The sequence below is a fragment of the Paraburkholderia sartisoli genome (genome assembly GCF_900107685.1).
In the GTDB taxonomy this organism is placed as follows: Bacteria; Pseudomonadota; Gammaproteobacteria; order Burkholderiales; family Burkholderiaceae; genus Paraburkholderia; species Paraburkholderia sartisoli.
In genome coordinates, this window is sequence record NZ_FNRQ01000008.1 from 175,099 (window position 1) to 194,651 (window position 19,553).

The window sequence follows — 19,553 nt, forward strand, 5'->3', positions numbered from 1 at the left end:
TCCGCACCGCGGCTCGCCGGCTAGTCGCTGACGCCGAGAATCACGCTCGAAGCCTTGAACGCCGCAATCGCCGGCGCGCCTTCGACGAGACCTAGCGCGTCGGCGCTCCCGTTCGTGATCACCGCCGTCACGACGACGCCGCCCTGCAGTGCCAGCGACACTTCCGCGTTGACCGCGCCGCGCTTCACCGCCGTGACCGTGCCGCGCAACTGGTTGCGCGCCGAGATTGGCACAGGATCGTCGCCACCCTCGTCGACGATCAGCATGACCCACGAGGCCTTGATCAGCGCGAACGCGGCCGCGCCGACGTCAAGCCCGAGCGTCTCGGTGCTTTCATGCGTGAGAATCGCGACGACCGTCTGGCCGCCGGGCAGCACGAGCGACACCTCGTCGTTCACCGCGCCGCGCACGATCGCCGAAACGGTGCCGTACAGCTGGTTGCGCGCGCTCGTTTTCATGCCGATCCGGCCGATCAGCGACCAGTCGCTGGCGAAGTGTTCGATCGCCGCGCCTGCAAGTTCCAGAAACCGCCGGTGCTCGCTTTCGACGGCGCGAAACGTCTCGATCAGACGCAGCGCGCGCGGCGTAAGCGTCGTACCGCCTCCGCCCTTGCCGCCCGTCGCGCGCACGACGAGCGGCTCGCCGGCCAGGTTGTTCATCGTGTCGATGGCGTCCCACGCGGCCTTGTAGCTCATGCCGACGGCACGCGCGGCGCCCGTGATCGAACCGGTCTCGCGGATCGCCGCAAGCAGTGCGATCCGCGATGCGCCGCCGAGCGTCTGTTCGCCCGCCTGAAACCACACCGACCCGCCGAGTTCGAGCGGCCCGGGACGGGCACCGGATGGGTTTTTTTCAGTCATGGCTGGTTGCGGATAAGGAAAGTAACGCGCCGTGAAACGCGGATGTCCGATGGTACACGGCCATGCACCGCCTGCAACACGGCACCGGGACACAGCCATGCGGAGCGCTGGCGGCTTTCATCTGATCAATCTGGTACTTTTTGCCCTCGCCGCTATAATTCAGCCTTTCACGTCTTCCCCCGAAGCATGCGACGTCTCCTGCTCCTGATCCTCCTCTCAATCGGCCTCTTGCCCAGCGCGATGGCCGGGGAGAACGAACAGGCCGCCCAGATTTCCGCGTACCTCACGCAGAAGTTCGGTGTCGCGAGAGAAAAGGCCGAGCAGATTTCGGCTGCCGTCACATCCGCCGCATCGAAATACTCGCTGCCGCCCGCCCTGCTGCTCGCGATCATTTCGATCGAATCACGCTTCAAGGAAAAGGCAAAAGGCGCGAACGGCGCGACGGGCCTGATGCAGGTCGTGCCGGGCGCCCACAGGCGTCTGCTGAAAAACGTACACGATCTGACCGAGCCGACCACCAACATCGAGGTGGGTTCGGCCATCCTTTACGGATACATGCGGTCGGCTGGTGGCGACCTGGACGCCGCGCTGAAAAGCTACGGCGGCTCGAAGGCTTACGCGGAAAAGGTAAGCCTGCGCGCGAACGCGTTCGAGCAGGTCGTCGCGCGGCCCGACGACACGCAGGCGGACGTCGCCGGCGTCAGCGCATGCAACCTGCGCTGGACAAGCAACGGCCCGACACCCGTCGCCGGTTCCATGCCCTTCGCGGCGACCGCGGACAGCTGCGCTGCCGCCATCGCGCCGGCAAGGACAAGCCTCCTCAACGGCCTGATCCCCTCGCCCTGACGCCGGCACGCCGCGCGCCGTCAAAGCGCGTATTGCGCGACGCCGTTCCCAAACGACCAGTTCTCCTTCACCACTTCGACGAGATTGATGAACACGTCCTCTCGCCGCACGCCGGGCGACTCCGCCAGGTTATCGACGACCTGCCTGTAGAACGCCTTCTTCTGCTCGATCGTTCGGGTGTTGTTGAACGTGATCTGGACGATGACCAGATCGTCGCTGCGCTCGACGCCCAGATAGTGCCGGTCGAACACGAAATTGCCTTCGTCGTGTTCGGTGATCAGCATGAAGATGTCGTCCGGCGGCACCTTGCAATGTTCGATCAGCGCGCGCTGGATGCCCTCGGTGAGCGCCTTGCGATATTCGACGGGCTTGCCGGCGCGAAGCGAGATTCGGGTAAGCGGCATGATGGACTCCCACAAGAAAATGAAAAGTTCGAGTAGCCATCTTGCGCCGGCCGTCACATAATGAATAGATATCACTGAAGATATCAGTCATTTTCAATTGAAATGAAAGTACTCGACCTCGATGCAGTCCGGGCGTTCGTGCTGGTCGCCGATCTCGCCAGTTTCACGCGCGCCGCCGTTGCGCTCGATACCACCCAGTCGGCCGTCAGTCTCAAGCTGAAGCGACTGGAGGCGCACCTTGGCCGCCAGTTGCTGGACCGCACGCCGCGGCTCGTGCGGCTTTCCGGCGAGGGCAAGGCGTTTCTCGACGCCGCGCGCGCTCTGCTGCAGGCGCACGAGCGCGCGCTCGGCGCGCTTTCCGTCGAGCATCGCAAGCTCGCGATCGGTTTGAGCGAGCACGTCGCGGGCGCGAATCTGCCGGCGTTGCTTGGCCGGCTGAAGGCGCACGATCCGGGGCTCGTCGTCGAGCTGCATCTGGGCATGTCGGCGGCGCTGCTGGAGCAGTTCGACGAGCGGCGGTTCGACGCCGTCATCGTCCGCTACGAACCGGACGAAACGCCGCGCGAGGACGGCGAGCCGCTTTTCACCGAACCGGTCGTCTGGCTGGCGACGCCGGACTGGCTGCCGCGCATGCACGAGCCGCTGCCGCTCGCGCTGCTCGCGGCGCCCTGCGGCGTGCGCGCCGCGGCGTTACGCGCGCTCGACGACGCAGGCGTCGCGTGGCATGAGGCGTTTATCGGCGGCGGCGTGGCGGCCGTCGGCGCGGCGGCGGCGGCGGGCATCGCGGTGTCGCCGCTCGCGCGGCGCGTCGCCCCGCGCGGGCTCGTCGACGTCGGCTCGCGCCTCGGTCTGCCCGAACTGCCCGAGTCGCGGGTGACGCTGCATTCGCGGGTTCGCGACCCGCGCACGCTCGACACCGTGAGGCTGCTGGCAGGCGGCCTCGCGAGCGGGTAATCCGGCACGGGGTCTTGCATTAATCCATAAATGGACTATTATCAACTTATAGTTTATTTAAGGACTACATCATCATGCCCAGCGCCGTCCGTGCATCCTCTGTCGAGCAGCCCATTGCGCGCGCCGCCGGCGCGCCGTCGGTCACCGAAATGTCGGCGGCCGGCCTGCGTGCGTTTTTCAATATCGCCCGCGACTGGGACCTGAGCGCCGACGAGCAGATCGTCCTGCTGGGCTCGCCCGGCCGTTCGACGTTCTTCAAATGGAAGCAGGCGCCGCAAACGGCCAGGCTTGGCCGCGACACGCTCGAGCGGTTGTCGCTGCTGCTCGGCATTTACAAGGGCTTGCAGATCCTGTTGCCCCAGCCAGCCGCCGCCGACACCTGGATCCGGCGCCCGAACAGCGCGCCGCCGTTCGGCGGCGGGCGCGCGCTCGACCGCATGCTGGCCGGCAATATCAGCGACCTCGTCGCGGTGCGGCAGTATCTCGATGCAATGCGGGGCGGATGGGCGTGACTTCTCCGCACTGGCAGGACCGCTGGCGTGCGACGCCGCTCGACTGGTCGCCCGCATACCGGGTGATTCCCACGCGCTTTCCGGCGGTGAACCTGTTCGACCGCGTTGCGTCGCCGGACGATTTCGACGCGCTCTACGCGCTCGAAGCGATGACCAACGACCGCCTGCGCACCGAAGTCGGCGAACTCGATCTCGTGCCGCGCGAGGAACGGCGTTTCGGGCCGGGCTGGGGGCCGATCATGGCGGCGTTCACCCATCTGAATCCGCTCGGCAGCCGTTTTTCCGATGGCACGTACGGCGTGTTCTATTGCGCACGCTCGCGCGCCACGGCAATCGCGGAAACGCGCTATCACACCGGCAATTTCCTCGCGGCCACGAACGAGCCGCCGTTGCGGCAGCAGATGCGTCTCTACACGGTGATCGCGCACGGCAAAGTCGTCGATCTGCGCGGCGATTCAGCGCTGGACCCGGGCGTCCTGTCGCCCAGCGACTACTTCGCGGGGCAGGCGCTCGGACGCGCCGTGCGCGCCGCGGGTGCGTCGGGCATCGTGTATCCGTCGGTGCGGGATGCCGATGGCGAATGTCTCGCCGCGTTCAGAACGACGCTGCTGCGCGACTGCCATCACGCCGCGTATCTGGAATACAACTGGAATGGCAGCGCCGTGGATATGGTGTTCGAACTGAACCAGATCGGCTGACCGGTATCGTCGCCGCATCGGCGATGCCACGGCGTTGCAGAGCGCTCAGGGCAACGCCATCTCTGCCGCGCCCTGGGCGCGCGCCACGTCCACCGTCACGGACCAGCGCCGCGAGCGCCGCGCCTCGACGATCGACAGCTTGCCGCCGGGCCCGAACGCGCCGGTATCGACAAACACCTGCGAGCCGATCTGCTGCAACTCGCGCATCGGCGTGTGACCGCAATACGTGAGCGAAAGCCCGCGCTGACGCAGCGGGTCGCCGGTGCCCATCGCGAGTTCACGGCCCCACAGCAGTTTCTGGCGGACGTCCTCGGAGAAATCGCCGGCATCGAGGTCGTCATCGGTGCCGAAGAACTCGGCGTGCAGGATATTGAAACGCTCGGCGCCGCTGCCGATCACGCGCACGAGCGGCAAGGTCCGGAGCCGTTCCGCGTAGTGGCGCAGCTTCTCGTCGGGAAGCGCCGCGGCCCACGATCCGCCGATGCCATACCACCAGTGACGCCGCAGGCGCCCTTCGGCGACGGCGCACAACGTGTCTTCGTGATTGCCGAGCACGGCATGGAACCACGGTCTGTCGAGGAGCGCGAGCGCCTCTTCCGACTGCGCGCCGCGATCAACCAGATCGCCGACCGAAAACAGCCGGTCACACGCCGGATCGAACGCGATTTCGCGAAGCAGATAACGTAGCGCATCCACGCATCCGTGCAGGTCACCCACGATGAAATCGCGGCCTTTACGGTTGACGGGATGGTGCCAGACGTCGTTAAAGAGTACGGGGTCCATATCCCCATGATAGCGCCGCGCAAAAATAGCGTATGCGGGGTGTCTATCGTTTCCTGCGCGTACGTTGGCGAGGACCGTTGGCGCTTGCCGCGACGTCCGGTAAAGCCTGCCGGACGCCGCGGCAGGAAGCGGTCATTGTTGCGTCGCGCGCAGCTTCGCGACCTGATCGATCGACAGCGTCGACTGCGGATTGCCGAACTGCTTCGTCACATAGTTCGTAATCGCCGCAACCTGTTCGTCGGAGAGTTGCGAGGCGAACTCAGGCATCAACACGTCGGCGTCTTTGGTCTTACGCTCGACGCCGTGCAGGATCACCATCGCCAGATTGTTCGCGGGGCTCGCACCCACCGCGCTGTTGTGGATCAGCGCGGGATACGCACCGGGCGCGCTCGCGCCGACGCCCTGTCCGGTCCAGTTGTGACACGACGCGCAGTTCGCGACGAAAAGCTGCGCACCGTTCACGCCGCTGATCTTCGTGCCGCGCAGCGCCACGACGTCGTTCGCGGGCGCGCCCCACGCGTCGCGCGGCCGTGCGTCGCCACCGTTGATGGGCGGCACCGAGCGCAGGTAGATCGCGATCGAGCGCAGGTCTTCGGGCGTCAGATATTGCGTGCTGTCCGCCACCACTTCCGCCATCGGTCCGGCCGCGTTCGCGCGGCCATGCACGGCACCCGTCGACAGATAGCGCGCAATGTCCTCGTCGCTCCAGTTGCCGATGCCGCTGGTCTTGTGCGGTGTGATGTTGAACGCGTGCCAGCCGGCCTGCGTCGCGCCGGCAAAACGTTCACTCGTCTTCAGTCCCTGCGTGAAGTTGCGCGGCGTGTGGCATTCCTCGCAATGCGCGAGCCCTTCGACGAGATACGCGCCGCGGTTCCACTCCGGGCTCTGCTTCGGATCGGGAACGAAGCGCCCCTCGGTGAAGTTGAACATGTTCCAGAACACCATCAGCCAGCGCTGGTTGAACGGAAACTTCACGTCGTTGGCGGGCGGCGTGTAGTGAATCGGCGTGAGCGTATTCAGATACGCGCGTATGGCGAGCACGTCGCGTTCGGTGACCTTCGTGTATTCGGCGTACGGGAACGTCGGATAAAGCCGCTCGCCGCCCTTGCCAATGCCTTCCTGCATCGCCCTCAGAAAGTCGGCATCCGTCCAGCTGCCGATGCCGGTGTCTGGATCGGGCGTGATGTTCGGCGTGTAGAACGTGCCGAACGGCGTCGCGATCGGCAGGCCGCCCGCGAACGGACGGCTCTTGTCCGCCGTGTGACAGGCCACGCAGTCGCCCGCGCGCGCGAGGTACTCGCCGCGCTTCACGAGATCCGGCGCCGCGCTGCCCGCGCTGTTGCCCGTGCTGCTGTCCGCACTGTTGCCCCCGGCGTCCTGCGCGAACGCCGCGCTGATCGGCGACTCATCTTCGTGACGCACGTCCGGAGTATGCGACGCGTGCCACGCAAGATAGAGCGCGAAGAGCGAAAACGCGGCGGCCAGCGTCGCCATATACCGGCGGCGCCGGCGCTCGACGTGAATGTGCGACTGCGCGCCCGGCCCGGCCGGCTGCACGCTCGACGTTTTTTTCGTCATGGTGGCTCTCCGTCAGGTTGGGGTCAGAGTTCGCGCTTGAGCTTGTCGGCGATCCGCAGCGACAGCGCGGCGATCGTCAGCGTGCAGTTCACCGATGCCGCCGTCGGCATCACGCCGCTGCCCGCGATGAAGAGATTCGGATGATCATGCGTGCGGCAGTCAGCGTCGACGACCGAATCAGACGGATCGTGACCCATGATCGTCGTGCCCATGATGTGATTGTTCGGCGCGAAGGTGTCGTCGAAACTCACTTCCGTGCCGCCCAGAAGGCTCGCGATCTGCGCGTAAAGCTCGTGGGTATTCGCGGCGCTCTTTTTCACGTAATCGTTGATCGAGTAGTAGATTTCAGGCTGCGGAATGCCGAGCGAATCCTTGTGATCCGCCGAAGGCACGATGCGGTTCCGCGACTCGGCCAGATGTTCGTGGAAGCTGTTGATGTTCAGCGTGCGCGCTGCACGGTCGCGTATCTGGCGATCGAGTTCGGCGCCGGTCAGGCCTTTCCTGAGCAGATCGGCAGCCACGCTCATCGTCGCGACGCCGTTCGACAGATGCAGCTTTTTTGCCGCGTATTCCGAGCGAAACGCGCCGTCGCGGAAGTTGACGATCGACGTCATCTCCATCGGCCCTCGCCCCGGCCATAGCGGCTCGTTCGCGAGGAACGTGACGCCCGTGCCCGGATGGTCCATCAGGTTGCGGCCCACCTGGTCGGAGCTGTTGCCGACGCCCTTCGGGAACCGGCTGGAGGTCGACATCAGCATCAGCTTGGGCGTTTCGATGCCGTTCGCCGCGAGCACGAAGAGCTTGCCGGTCACGCGCGTGCTGTTGCCGTTGGGGTCCTTGTAATGCACCGCCGTGACAAGCCCCTTGTCGTCCGATTCGACCTTGTAGACGACCGCCTGCGGGATCAGCTTCGCGCCCGCCTGTTCGGCCTTGTCCGCGTGTACGACGCCGTTGTACATCGCCGCGATCGGACAGATCGGCATGCAGTTGTTGTTGCCGCAACAGGTTGGGCGTGCGTCGTACGGGCGGCTGTTGCGCGCCACCGGTTCGGGCACGACCTTGAAGCCCTGCGGATTCAGCAGGTCGGAAAAACGCTGGTCCATGTACGAGAGCGGCAACTGGCTCATCGGATAGGGCTTCGAGCGCGGCGACCCCAGATCGACCGAAGCGTCCGGACCGGACACGCCCAGTTGCACCTCGGCCGCGAGGTACCACGGCTCCAGCGCTTCGTACGGAACCGGCCAGTCGCGCCCGACGCCATACAACGTCTTCAACCTGAAGTCCGACGGCAGCAGACGCCAGGCCGCCGCCGCCCAGTGCCACGTCGTGCCGCCGACAAGCCGCAGATACTGCGAGTTATACGGATACTCGCCCTTCTGGATCAGATAGCCGTTCTCGGGGGAATACTCGGGATGCGGTGAATAGGGCGTCGAAGGATACGGCGTCGCGAAATCGGCCTTTGCCGGCGAGTTGCGGAAATTCTCGACGATCTGCCAGCGCGGAATGCGCGGCCCGGCTTCGAGCAGGATCACGGACGCGCCGGCCAGCGCCAGCTGATGCGCGACCAGACCACCCGCGACCCCCGAGCCGACCACGACCACGTCGGCGGAATGTGAATTTGCCATTGTTGCCCTCTTTGTCGTCCGGCGTTCGCATGTCGGCCGGCGTTGGCGCTTCAGCTGTCGATCAGGACGGCTCCCGAAAGCATCAGGCGCGCATCGCGCCGCCTGTGTGCCCTCTCTGTGACGCCAGCCGCGCTACGCCTCGCAGCCGGCGCGCCGCTCAGACATGCTCCGGTTTTTGTGTCCAGTAAAACGGTGCATCGAGGCAATACGACGGGATTGTGAGAACGTCCTTCACAGGATCGAACATCAGCGCGCGCTCGTATGCGACGACCTGCACATGCGGCGCATCGCCGACAAGACCGAGATACCACGCGCGCATGATCGCGCCGACGGCCTTCGCAAGCGGCGGCTGGTCCGCCTGCAGCGCCTGCGTGACCGTATCGGAGGGCACACCGCCGTGGCCCTGCAGCCATGTGTTGAGCGCGGCGACGTTCTGGGTGAACGCACTGTCCGACTTCTGCAGCGTGTCGTAGACACGACGTCCCAGCACCGGGTCGAAGCTCGACCGGCCGGTGAGACGCTGCGACAGGGCAAGGAAGGCATCGAGACCGCCGCCTTGAGGGGCATCGGGGGTATCAGCGAATGCGGGAGAAATGGCGGAGAGGCCGTATGGCGCGCCGGGACGGCCCGCCGTCGTGAAAGCGAGCGCGGCCGCGCCGGCGAACGCGCAGAGAACCAGTGCCCGGCGGCGAGCGGACTGCGGCGCCGTCACGTGCCGGGCGGATGTGTCGTTCTCGCGAACATCTGTCATGGGGGCTCCAGATGATGTTATTGGATCAGCCTGCAGGCCAGCGGCAACGCGATACGCACGTTGCGTACGCCACATACGTGACGTACGTGACATGCGTCACGTTAAGGCCGGCATGCGGGCTGTCTGCCCCAAACCTGGTCATCGCCGCTCGTGCGGTCTCTTGATGCGAAGGTGATGCCGGTAAAACACGCGCCTGCGGGCCTGACATCAGCCTTTCATCTGCAAAGGTACGGTGGGAAACCTGTGTTCGTTGCGACAGACTATAGCCAAAGTGCGCGCATTCGACAAATGCGGGCCAGACATCCCGGTAGAATCGGCGAGACTGTCCGAACCTGCGCACGCCCGGTCTGGCGAACGACGAGAACGCTTCTTCCACATAATCATGAATCCCTATCCGCAAGTGCTTCGCAACCGGCCGCGCATGGTCATCGCACTCGTCATCGGCGTGGTGGCCGCGCTGCTGCTGCCAGGCGCCATGCGTCCGATGGTGCGTGTGCTGTTCGGATGGGACGTCACCGTGTGGGCGTATCTCGCGTTTCTGTGGTTCCACATGGCGACCACGCAGCAGGCTCAGGTGCGCGAGTTCGCGGTGCGCGACGACGAGAATGCGGGCGTCGTGCTTTTCCTCGTCTGCCTCGCGACGGTCGCGAGCATCGCTGCCATCGTGCTCGAACTGGCCACGGTCAAGAGCTTCAAGGGCAGCACGGGCGCGCTGCACTCCGCGATCACCGGCGCGACGCTGATGGGCGCCTGGTTTCTGATCCCGACGATCTTCACGCTGCATTACACGCGCCTCTACTACGGCGACGACCAGAAAGAAACCCCGCTGGCGTTTCCCGATCACAGTCTCAAGCCCGACTACTGGGACTTCCTGTACTTCTCGTTCACGATCGCCGTCGCCTCGCAGACGGCCGACATCGCGCTGCGTTCGCGCCCGATGCGGCGCGCGGTGCTTGCGCAGTCGGTGCTGTCGTTCTACTTCAACGTCGCGGTACTCGGGTTGTGCGTGAACATCGCCGCCAGCCTGCTCGGTTCCTGATTCGCGAAGATTTCCCCGTGGCCGTGTAAAAGCCACGCGTCGACCGACCGATTTACACGCACGCCGCACGCCGCACGCCGCACGCTGCCCTGCCGCGCGGCAGACGTGCGACTGCCCGAGGCAGGCGGATTGTCCATGCACCCTGTCTGGCACAGCGCTTGCTGTACCCGTTCGGTCGATCCGGCCTGGCGCCGTTGTGTGTACCTTTGCGGCCCGGCTTCGCGATTCCATGCGGCGGCATGTCGATCTTTGCACTACATTGACCAGTACGCGCACGTGTCCCAGGCATCCGTCGGGCATCGCGCGGCATCCGGCTCTGGAAGCCCAACGAGCGATGTGATCGCACCGTACGTGCATCCACATCGCGGCAGGACCAAACTGGACACGACTGATGGAACCTCCTCACGCTTACGCGCCGCGGATCTATTTCCTTCATCCCCTCCTCGTCGGACCACTCGGGGCCTGGGCCGCACAGTTTGAACATGCAGCGTCGCTCGGCTTCGATCATGTGCTGATCGGCGCGCCGTTCCAGCCTGGCCGTGCGAACCACGGCCAGATCGTGGCCGACCACGACCGGCTGCACCCCGCATTCGACGCCCATCAGCCCGCCACCGTCGCGCTGCACGCGCTCGCCACCGCGGCGCGCGAGCACGGGCTGACGCTCCTGCTCGACATCGTGCCCGACCGCGTTGCCGCCGATGGCGCGCTGTTTCGCGATCACGCCGGCTGGTTTCATCCGTTCGAGCCCGAGGAGGCGCGACTCGATCCGCGCCACGGGCTGCGCGAAGACCACGTGGCATACGCGAATTTCACGAACCCCGAAGCATCGGGCCATCTGCTCGACTGGTGGACGCAGACGCTCTCGGCGCTCGCCGCGGCGGGCGTTGGCGGATTTCGCTTCGACTCCCCGCAGCATCTGCCTGCCGACGCGTGGCGACGGCTCGGCGAAGGCGTGCGCGCGCGCCATCCGCACGCGCGGTTTCTCGCCGCCACGCCCGGCCTCATCCGTGACGACATGATGAAACTGGCCGGCGCGGGCTTTGACAGTGTGTTCTCGTCGGTGCGCTGGTGGGATTTCCGCGCCCCGTGGCTCACCGAAGAACACACGACGCTCACGCGCGTCGCGCCGCCCATCGCGTTTCCCGAGGCGCCGTACGGCACGCGCCTCGTCGCCGACCTGCCCGACGTGCATGATGCAGGCGCCATCGAGCGCGCGTACCGGCGCGCGCTGAACGTGGCGGCGGCCGTCGGCACCGGCTGGCTCGTGCCGATGGGTTTCGAATACGGCATGGCGCTGCCGATGTCCCACACCCGCGGCAACGGAGCCGATTACGCGGCCGCGCGCCAGTCGGCACGCTTTGACCTGACGAAAGCGGTCACCCACGCGAACGCGCTCCAGCGCGATCTGAACACGCTCGGCACGTGTGGCGAACTGCGTGCGCTGAGCGGACCCGGCACGCCGGCGACGGTGCTGTTGCGCGGCAACCGCGCCGATCTGCGCGACGCGGACGAAGCGGTGCTCATCGTCGTCAATCCCGATCGCGACGTGCCGGTATGGGTCGATCCCGCGCGCTTCCTCGACGGCGTGCCGGGCGGCTTCACGCGTTTCGCGGCGCTCGACAGCGAATCCCCGGAAACCCCAGTGCACCCGCTGTCGTCCTTCACGCTGGCCCCTGGCGCATGCCGGCTCTTCAGCGCGCTCGCAGGCAAGCCCGTGGTCCTCGCGCCGCCCGTCGACAAGGCAAACAGCAGGCACAGCGGCCACAAGACAGTGATGGACGCCATCGCCGCGGCGCGCGTGGCGATCGAAAGCGTGACGCCTTCGATCGATGGCGGACGTTTCCCGGTCAAGCGCATCGTGGGCGAGCGCGTGGAAGTGCGCGCCGCCATCTTCGCCGAGGGTCACGACAGGATCGCCGCGGCCGTCATCTGGCGCGCCGCCGACGAAACCGTCTGGCACGAGGCGCCGATGTTTCCCGCGCAGCCTGCCGGCAACGATCTGTGGTCCGCGCACATTCCGCTCGACCGGATTGGCCGTCATGAATTCACGGTGACCGCATGGCGCGACGACTTCGCATCGCTGACCGAGCACATCCAGAAAAAGCTGAAGGCCGGCCAGACCGTCGAGCTCGAAATCGACGAAGCGAGCCATCTCTTCGCGCTCATCCTCGCCGAAGTGGAAACCGTTGAAGGCGCGGTTACCGAACCGCTCACGCACATCGTCCGCGCATTCGCGAAAGCCGACACAGCGGGCCGCCTCGCATTGCTGCTCGCGCCGGCCACCGCGAAAGCCGTCGCCACCGCGCGCCACCGGCCGTTCCTCACGCGCGACCCGGTGATCTACCGGATCGAGTCGGAACGTGCCGCCGCGCGCTTTGCAAGCTGGTACGAGATCTTCCCCCGCTCGATGAGCGACGACGTGAACCGCCACGGCACGTTCGCCGACGTCATCACGAAGCTGCCGCGCATGCGCGACATGGGCTTCAACGTGCTGTACTTCCCGCCGATCCATCCGATCGGCGTCACGAACCGCAAGGGGCGCAACAACACGCTGAACGCGCTCGAAGGCGACGTCGGCAGTCCGTATGCGATTGGCGGCAAGGAAGGCGGCCATACGGCCGTGCATCCCGAACTCGGCACGCTCGACGACTTCAAGTCCATGCTGGCCGCCGCGCGCGATCACGGCCTCGAAGTCGCACTCGACTTCGCGATTCAATGTTCGCCCGATCATCCGTGGCTGAAGGACCATCCGACGTGGTTCGCCTGGCGTCCCGACGGCACGCTGCGTTACGCGGAAAATCCGCCGAAGAAGTATCAGGACATCGTGAATCCGGACTTCTATGCGCACGACGCGAAGCCCGATCTGTGGATCGCGTTGCGCGACGTGATCCTGTTCTGGATCGACGCGGGCGTGCATATCTTTCGCGTCGACAACCCGCATACCAAGCCGCTGCCGTTCTGGGAATGGATGATCGCCGACGTGCGCGCGCGTCACCCCGACACGATCTTTCTCTCCGAAGCCTTCACGCGGCCGCGCATGATGAACCGCCTCGCGAAGGTCGGCTACTCGCAGTCGTACACGTATTTCACGTGGCGCGAGTCGAAGCGCGATTTCATCGAGTATCTGACCGAACTCACGCAGAGCAGCGCGCGAGAAGTCTACCGGCCGAATTTCTTCGTCAACACGCCGGACATCAATCCGCGCCATCTGCAGTCGCAGGGGCGCGCGGGCTTCGTGATCCGCGCGGCGCTGGCCGCGACGCTCTCGGGGCTGTGGGGCGTCTATAGCGGCTTCGAACTGTGCGAGGCCGCCGCGCTGCCGAACAGCGAGGAATATCTCGACTCCGAGAAGTATCAGCTGCGCGCATGGGACTGGAACCGGCCTGGAAACATCGTCGCCGAAATCACCGCGCTCAACCGCATCCGCCGGGCGAATCCCGCGCTGCACACGCATCTGGGCATCACGTTCCTGCCCGCGCACAACGAGCACATCCTGTTCTTCGAGAAAGCAACCGCGGCGCGCGACAACGTGATCGTCGTCGCGATCAATCTCGATCCGTTCAACGAACAGGGCGCGGATATCGAGCTTTCGTGGGCGACGTTCGCGCACTGGCACCTGAACGACCAGGCGGCCATTGAAGTCATCGACCAGATGACGGGCCAGCACTTCGAATGGTACGGAAGATGGCAACACGTGCGGCTCGATCCCGGCACGCGACCGTTCGCGATCTGGCGCATCGCACCCGCTGACGGATTGCCCCGCGACATCCCTGACAACCACGGCGAGCCCGGCGCGGACTTCGACGTCGACTCACCGAACGAAGGTTCGATATGAAACGCGACGACACACCCGAAAGCGCGGCACATGCGCGCACGACAGGCGGGACGACCAGCGTGGCGGCACCGGCCGGTCACCCCGGAGCGCACAAGGCCGGCGCGCGGCGCGGCAAGCCCTCGGCGTTGAGCGACGATCCGCTCTGGTACAAGGACGCGATCATCTACCAGGTACACATCAAGTCGTTCTTCGATGCGAACAACGACGGCGTCGGCGATTTTCCCGGGCTGATCGCGAAGCTCGACTACATCGCGGAACTCGGCGTGGATGCGATCTGGCTGCTGCCGTTCTACCCATCGCCGCGGCGCGACGACGGCTACGATATCGCCGATTACCGCAACGTCCATCCGGATTACGGCAATCTTTCCGACGTCAAACACTTCATCCAGGAAGCGCATGCGCGCGGTATCCGCGTGATCACCGAACTGGTGATCAACCACACGTCGGACCAGCATCCGTGGTTCCAGCGCGCGCGTCGTGCGAAGCCCGGCTCGAATCATCGCAACTACTACGTGTGGTCCGATACCGACCAGAAGTACGCGGGAACGCGCATCATCTTCATCGATTCCGAGCCGTCGAACTGGACGCACGATCCGGTTGCGGGCGCGTACTACTGGCATCGTTTCTACTCGCACCAGCCCGACCTGAACTTCGACAATCCCGCGGTGCTGCGGGAAGTGCTGCAGGTGATGCGGTTCTGGCTCGACATGGGCATCGACGGCCTGCGGCTCGACGCGGTGCCATATCTCGTCGAACGCGAAGGCACGAACAATGAAAACCTGCCGGAAACCCATGCGGTGTTGAAGAAGATTCGCGCGACGATCGACGCCGAATATCCGAACCGGATGCTGCTCGCCGAAGCGAACCAGTGGCCGGAAGACGTGAAAGAGTATTTCGGCGACGAAGACGAATGCCACATGGCGTTCCACTTCCCGCTGATGCCGCGCATCTACATGTCGATTGCGAGCGAGGACCGCTTTCCGATCACCGACATCATGCGGCAGACGCCGGATATCGGCGAGACCAACCAGTGGGCGATTTTCCTGCGCAATCACGACGAACTCACGCTGGAGATGGTCACCGATTCCGAGCGCGACTACCTGTGGAACACCTACGCGAGCGACAGGCGCGCACGCCTGAATCTCGGCATTCGCCGCCGTCTTGCGCCGCTGATGGAGCGCGACCGCCGGCGCATCGAGCTGATCAATTCGCTGCTGCTCTCGATGCCGGGCACCCCGGTCATCTATTACGGCGACGAACTCGGCATGGGCGACAACATTCACCTCGGCGATCGCGACGGCGTGCGCACGCCGATGCAATGGTCGTCCGACCGCAACGGCGGCTTTTCGCGCGCCGATCCCGAACAGCTCGTGCTGCCGCCCGTGATGGGATCGCTCTATGGCTACGACGCGGTCAACGTCGAATCGCAGAGCCGCGATCCCCATTCGCTGCTGAACTGGACGCGCCGCATGCTCGCCACCCGGCGCGCGAAACGCGCGTTCGGCCGCGGCACGATCCGCTTCCTGAAGCCCGACAATCGCAAGATTCTCGCGTATCTGCGCGAAGTGCCCGATGAACCAACGATTCTCTGCGTCGCCAATCTCTCGCGCGCGCCGCAGGCGGTCGAGCTGGACCTGTCCGAATTCGCCGGCACGGTGCCGATCGAAATGACCGCCGATTCCGTCTTCCCGGCGATCGGGCAACTGACGTATCTGCTGACGTTCCCGCCGTACGGCTTTCTGTGGTTCCTGCTGTGCCCGGGCGGACAGCGTCCGACGTGGAGCCAGGCGCATTCCGAGCCGCTGCCCGAATTCGTCACGATCGTGATCCGCGAAGGCCAGGTCGGCCCGACGCCGGAGAACGTGCGCCTGCTCGAATCGGAAGTGCTGCCTTCGTGGCTCACGCGCCGGCGCTGGTTTGCGTCGAAAGACCAGAAACTGAAGACCGTGCGCCTCGCCGCGCTGACGACGATTCCCGACACGGGCTTTGCGTTCACCGAAATCGAAGCGGACGTCCGCGGCCACACGGAACGCTACGTCGTGCCGCTCGCGATCACGTGGGGCAGCGACACGACCACGCCGCTCTTCATGCAGCTCGCGCTTGCGCGCGTGCGGCGCGTGCGCAACATCGGGCACCTGACGGACGCGTTCTCGCTGCCGCAATTCGCGCACGGCGTGCTGCGCAAGCTGCGCGAGCGCACGGTCGTCCCGACCGTGCAGAAGAGCGAGATCTGCTTCATTCCAACCAGCCGGTTCGACGAACTCGATCTGGGCGACCGGCCCGAAATCCGCTGGCTCGCGGCCGAGCAGAGCAACAGCTCGCTCGTGATCGCCGACGCGATCGTGCTGAAGCTCGTGCGACGGCTCGTCGACGGCATTCATCCGGAAGCGGAAATGAGCCGCTATCTGACGAAGATCGGCTACCCGAACACCGCGCCGCTGTTCGGCGAAGTCGTGCGCGTCGATCCTGCCGGCGTGCCGCACACGCTCGCGATCCTGCAGGGCTTCGTCGACAATCAGGGCGACGCGTGGAACTGGGCGCTCGACTACCTGCGCCGCGTGGTCGACGACCTCGCGTTCACCACCGACGGCATCGAACCGTCGCCCGACCGCACCAACGAAGAAGAAGCGATCGACGGCTACCGTTCATTCGCGGGCGTCATCGGCAGGCGGCTGGGCGAGTTGCACGTCGCGCTCGCGGCGCCATCGGACGACGACGCGTTCGCGCCCGAAACGGCGTCGCCGGAGCAGATACAGGCGTGGATCGACGGCACGCAGTCGCTACTCGCGGCCTCGCTCGACCTGCTCGCGGAGCGCGTTGACCCGCTCGTCGACGACACGCGCGACCTCGCGAAGAGCCTGCTCGACCGGCGCGCGGCGCTCACCGAAGCCGTGTCGAAACTCGTGCCGGCCGACGCGAAGGCGCTGCGTATCCGCATTCACGGCGACTTCCACCTGGGTCAGGTGCTGATCGCGCAGGGCGACGCGTTCCTGATCGACTTCGAAGGCGAACCGGCGCGCACGCTCGCGGAGCGGCGCATGAAGTCGAGTCCGCTGCGCGACGTCGCGGGGCTGATGCGATCGCTGTCGTATGCGAGCGCGGCCGCGCAATCGACGATGGAAAACGCCCCGCAGCAAACCGCCGACCGCAAGCGCGCCCTCTTCGACCGCTTCCGCGGGTTTGCCACGCAGGCGTTCCTCGACGAATATCGCAACGCCATCAAGGCGGCGCCGCAACCGCTCGTCGAACCGGCGTTCGAGGAAGCGCTGCTCGACCTGTTCCTGATCGAGAAGGCCGCCTACGAGATCCGCTACGAGGCTGCCAACCGCCCAACGTGGCTCGGCCTGCCGGTGCGCGGACTCGCGGCGCTCACGAGCCGCATGCTCGGCGATACCGGCACGCCGCCACACGATCCCGCTGCACCGGATCCGGAAGGCGGGGGCGACCATGAATGACCGCGACCTCACCAGCGGACTGAGTCCGCTCGATATCGACGCGCTGGTCGAGGCGCGCCACCCGGATCCGTTCTCGCAGCTCGGGCTGCATCAGACGGACGCCGGCCCGCTCGTGCGCGTGCTGCTGCCCAACGCGGCGGGCGTCACGATCATCGCGCGCGACGACGGGCGCACGCTCGGCGCGCTCACGCACATCCGTCATGGGCTCTTTATCGGGCACGTCAAGGAAGCGGTGCCCTATCGTTTGCGCATCGACTGGCACGGCACGCAGCAGGAGATCGAAGATACGTACGCGTTCGGCAACGTACTGTCCGACGAAGCGTTGACGCGTCTCTCGCATGGCGATCCGTACGCGGTGCTCGAATGTCTCGGCTCGCGCCCCATGACGATCGACGGCGTACCCGGCGTGCGTTTCGCCGTGTGGGCACCGAACGCGCGACGCGTGTCCGTGGTCGGCGATTTCAACGCGTGGGACGGACGCCGTCATCCGATGCGCCTGCGTCATCAGGCCGGCGTGTGGGAGCTGTTCGTTCCGCGCGTGGCCGCCGGTGCGCGCTACAAGTATGAAATGCTGACGCGCGACGGCCATCCGTTGCCGCTCAAGGCAGACCCGTGCGCGATGCAGACCGAGCGGCCGCCCGCGACGGGTTCGGTCGTCGCGCACGTCGACGCGCTCGAGCAGTTTGCGTGGACCGACCACGCGTGGATGCAGTCGCGCGGCGGCAGGCAGACCGCGAAGTCGCCGGTCTCGATCTACGAGGTCCACGCTGAATCGTGGCTGCGCATCGCCGAGGAAGGTCATCGCAACCTGACGTGGCTGGAGATGGGCGAGCGCCTGATTCCGTACGCGAAGGGCATGGGCTTCACGCACCTCGAGTTCATGCCGGTGGCGGAGCATCCGTTCGGCGGCTCGTGGGGATATCAGCCGCTTGCGCAGTTCGCGCCGTCCGCGCGCTTTGGCAAGCCGGAGGAATTCGCCGCGTTCGTGGACCGCGCGCACGAGGCGGGTCTCGGGATCATTCTCGACTGGGTGCCCGCGCATTTTCCGAACGACGCGCATGGCCTGATCGACTTCGACGGCACGCCGCTCTACGAGCACGCCGATCCGCGCGAAGGCTATCACCAGGACTGGAACACGATGATCTACAACCTCGGCCGCAACGAGGTGAGCGCGTTCCTCGTGGCGTCCGGGCTCGCGTGGCTCAAGCGCTATCACGTCGACGGCCTGCGCGTGGACGCGGTTGCATCGATGCTCTATCGCGATTATTCGCGCGCGGCCGGCGAATGGGTGCCGAACATCCACGGCGGGCGCGAAAATCTCGAATCGATCGCGTTCCTGAAGCGGCTGAATCACGAAGTCAAACACATGCCCGACATACACGGCGCGATCACGATCGCCGAGGAATCGACGGCATGGCCGGGCGTCACGGCGCCGCTCGACCAGGGCGGCCTCGGCTTCGACTTCAAGTGGAACATGGGCTGGATGCACGACACGCTGCACTACATGCACGAAGACCCGGTGCATCGCCGCTATCACCATCACAAAATGACGTTCGGGATGGTCTACGCGTATTCCGAACGCTTCGTGTTGCCGCTTTCGCACGATGAAGTGGTACACGGCAAGGGCTCGCTGCTCGGCAAGATGCCCGGCGACCGCTGGCAGAAATTCGCGAACCTGCGCGCGTACCTCGCGTTCATGTGGACCCATCCGGGCAAGAAGCTGCTCTTCATGGGCGGCGAATTCGGGCAGCTCGCGGAGTTCAATCACGACCAGTCGCCGCACTGGCATCTGCTCGACGATCCGTTGCATCACGGCACGCAGATGCTCGTGCGCGACCTGAACCACCTGTATGACAGCGAGCCCGCGTTACACGTGCTCGACAGCGAGCCGGGCGGCTTCGAGTGGCTCATCGGCGACGACAGCGAGAACAGCGTGTTCGCGTTCAGGCGCGTGGACGGCGCCGGCGGCGAAGTCGTCGCCGTGTGCAACTTCACGCCGGTGCCGCGCCCCGGCTACCGCATCGGCATGCCGCGCGGCGGCCGCTGGCGCGAAGTGCTCAACACGGATGCAGGCGTGTATGGCGGCTCGAACGTCGGCAACGCCGGGCAGATCCACACCGAAGACGTGGCGAGTCATGGCAAACCGCAATCGGCATTGCTCGTGCTGCCGCCGCTTGCGACCCTTGTCCTGCGCGCGGACTGAACGCGTTGTG

At 65.7% G+C, this 19,553-nt stretch carries 14 protein-coding genes; 8 read left to right on the forward strand and 6 right to left on the reverse strand.

The window, feature by feature from the left end; all coding sequences use genetic code 11:
• Positions 1–20: 20 nt before the first annotated feature.
• Complete coding sequence (locus BLV45_RS22465) at positions 21–860, reverse strand: TOBE domain-containing protein (RefSeq protein ID WP_090536675.1); 840 nt, start codon at positions 858–860, stop codon at positions 21–23.
• A gap of 186 nt (positions 861–1,046) precedes the next feature.
• Between BLV45_RS22465 and BLV45_RS22470 the strand changes: the two genes are divergently transcribed.
• Positions 1,047–1,706: a transglycosylase SLT domain-containing protein gene (locus BLV45_RS22470; protein ID WP_090536677.1), complete on the forward strand. Its 660-nt coding sequence runs from the start codon at positions 1,047–1,049 to the stop codon at positions 1,704–1,706.
• A 20-nt stretch (positions 1,707–1,726) separates the two neighbouring features.
• Here the strand turns inward: BLV45_RS22470 and BLV45_RS22475 are convergent, their stop codons facing one another.
• The gene (locus tag BLV45_RS22475) at positions 1,727–2,110 is read right to left on the reverse strand and encodes a tautomerase family protein (protein WP_090536678.1); all 384 of its coding nucleotides are present in this window, start codon (positions 2,108–2,110) and stop codon (positions 1,727–1,729) included.
• Positions 2,111–2,212: 102 nt separating this feature from the next.
• Here BLV45_RS22475 and BLV45_RS22480 point away from each other — a divergent pair, with 102 nt between their 5' ends.
• The 3 genes from BLV45_RS22480 to BLV45_RS22490 all read left to right on the forward strand — a co-directional run bounded on the left by BLV45_RS22480 (position 2,213) and on the right by BLV45_RS22490 (position 4,274).
• Complete coding sequence (locus tag BLV45_RS22480) at positions 2,213–3,064, forward strand: LysR family transcriptional regulator (RefSeq protein ID WP_090536680.1); 852 nt, start codon at positions 2,213–2,215, stop codon at positions 3,062–3,064.
• A gap of 74 nt (positions 3,065–3,138) precedes the next feature.
• Complete coding sequence (locus tag BLV45_RS22485) at positions 3,139–3,576, forward strand: MbcA/ParS/Xre antitoxin family protein (RefSeq protein WP_407671050.1); 438 nt, start codon at positions 3,139–3,141, stop codon at positions 3,574–3,576.
• Positions 3,573–4,274 carry an RES family NAD+ phosphorylase gene (locus BLV45_RS22490; protein WP_090536829.1) on the forward strand — a complete coding sequence of 234 codons (702 nt, stop codon included), beginning with the start codon at positions 3,573–3,575 and terminating at the stop codon, positions 4,272–4,274. Before BLV45_RS22485 ends, BLV45_RS22490 begins: the two co-directional genes overlap by 4 nt.
• A gap of 45 nt (positions 4,275–4,319) precedes the next feature.
• On the opposite strand, the gene BLV45_RS22495 is transcribed toward BLV45_RS22490, so the two are convergent.
• The 4 genes from BLV45_RS22495 to BLV45_RS22510 all read right to left on the reverse strand — a co-directional run bounded on the left by BLV45_RS22495 (position 4,320) and on the right by BLV45_RS22510 (position 9,011).
• Positions 4,320–5,057, reverse strand: coding sequence for a metallophosphoesterase (locus BLV45_RS22495; protein ID WP_090536682.1), 738 nt, complete (start codon positions 5,055–5,057; stop codon positions 4,320–4,322).
• 132 nt (positions 5,058–5,189) lie between these two features.
• Positions 5,190–6,635, reverse strand: coding sequence for a cytochrome c (locus tag BLV45_RS22500; protein WP_090536684.1), 1,446 nt, complete (start codon positions 6,633–6,635; stop codon positions 5,190–5,192).
• Between the two features lie 23 nt (positions 6,636–6,658).
• Entirely contained in the window at positions 6,659–8,260 is a 1,602-nt protein-coding gene (locus tag BLV45_RS22505) for a GMC family oxidoreductase (protein WP_090536686.1), read from the reverse strand.
• A 157-nt stretch (positions 8,261–8,417) separates the two neighbouring features.
• A complete protein-coding gene (locus BLV45_RS22510; protein WP_090536688.1) occupies positions 8,418–9,011 on the reverse strand; it encodes a sugar dehydrogenase complex small subunit in 594 nt (197 codons plus the stop codon).
• Between the two features lie 382 nt (positions 9,012–9,393).
• Between BLV45_RS22510 and BLV45_RS22515 the strand changes: the two genes are divergently transcribed.
• The 4 genes from BLV45_RS22515 (at position 9,394) to glgB (ending at position 19,543) form a co-directional block, all read left to right on the forward strand.
• Complete coding sequence (locus BLV45_RS22515) at positions 9,394–10,050, forward strand: DUF1345 domain-containing protein (RefSeq protein ID WP_090536690.1); 657 nt, start codon at positions 9,394–9,396, stop codon at positions 10,048–10,050.
• A gap of 391 nt (positions 10,051–10,441) precedes the next feature.
• Positions 10,442–13,885 carry a maltotransferase domain-containing protein gene (locus tag BLV45_RS22520; protein ID WP_090536692.1) on the forward strand — a complete coding sequence of 1,148 codons (3,444 nt, stop codon included), beginning with the start codon at positions 10,442–10,444 and terminating at the stop codon, positions 13,883–13,885.
• The gene (treS, locus tag BLV45_RS22525) at positions 13,882–17,340 is read left to right on the forward strand and encodes a maltose alpha-D-glucosyltransferase (protein ID WP_090536694.1); all 3,459 of its coding nucleotides are present in this window, start codon (positions 13,882–13,884) and stop codon (positions 17,338–17,340) included. The genes BLV45_RS22520 and treS overlap by 4 nt, the downstream gene beginning before the upstream one ends.
• Positions 17,333–19,543 (forward strand): 1,4-alpha-glucan branching protein GlgB, encoded by a 2,211-nt coding sequence (gene glgB, locus BLV45_RS22530; RefSeq protein WP_090536696.1) that lies wholly within the window; start codon positions 17,333–17,335, stop codon positions 19,541–19,543. The genes treS and glgB overlap by 8 nt, the downstream gene beginning before the upstream one ends.
• The last annotated feature ends 10 nt before the right edge of the window (positions 19,544–19,553 follow it).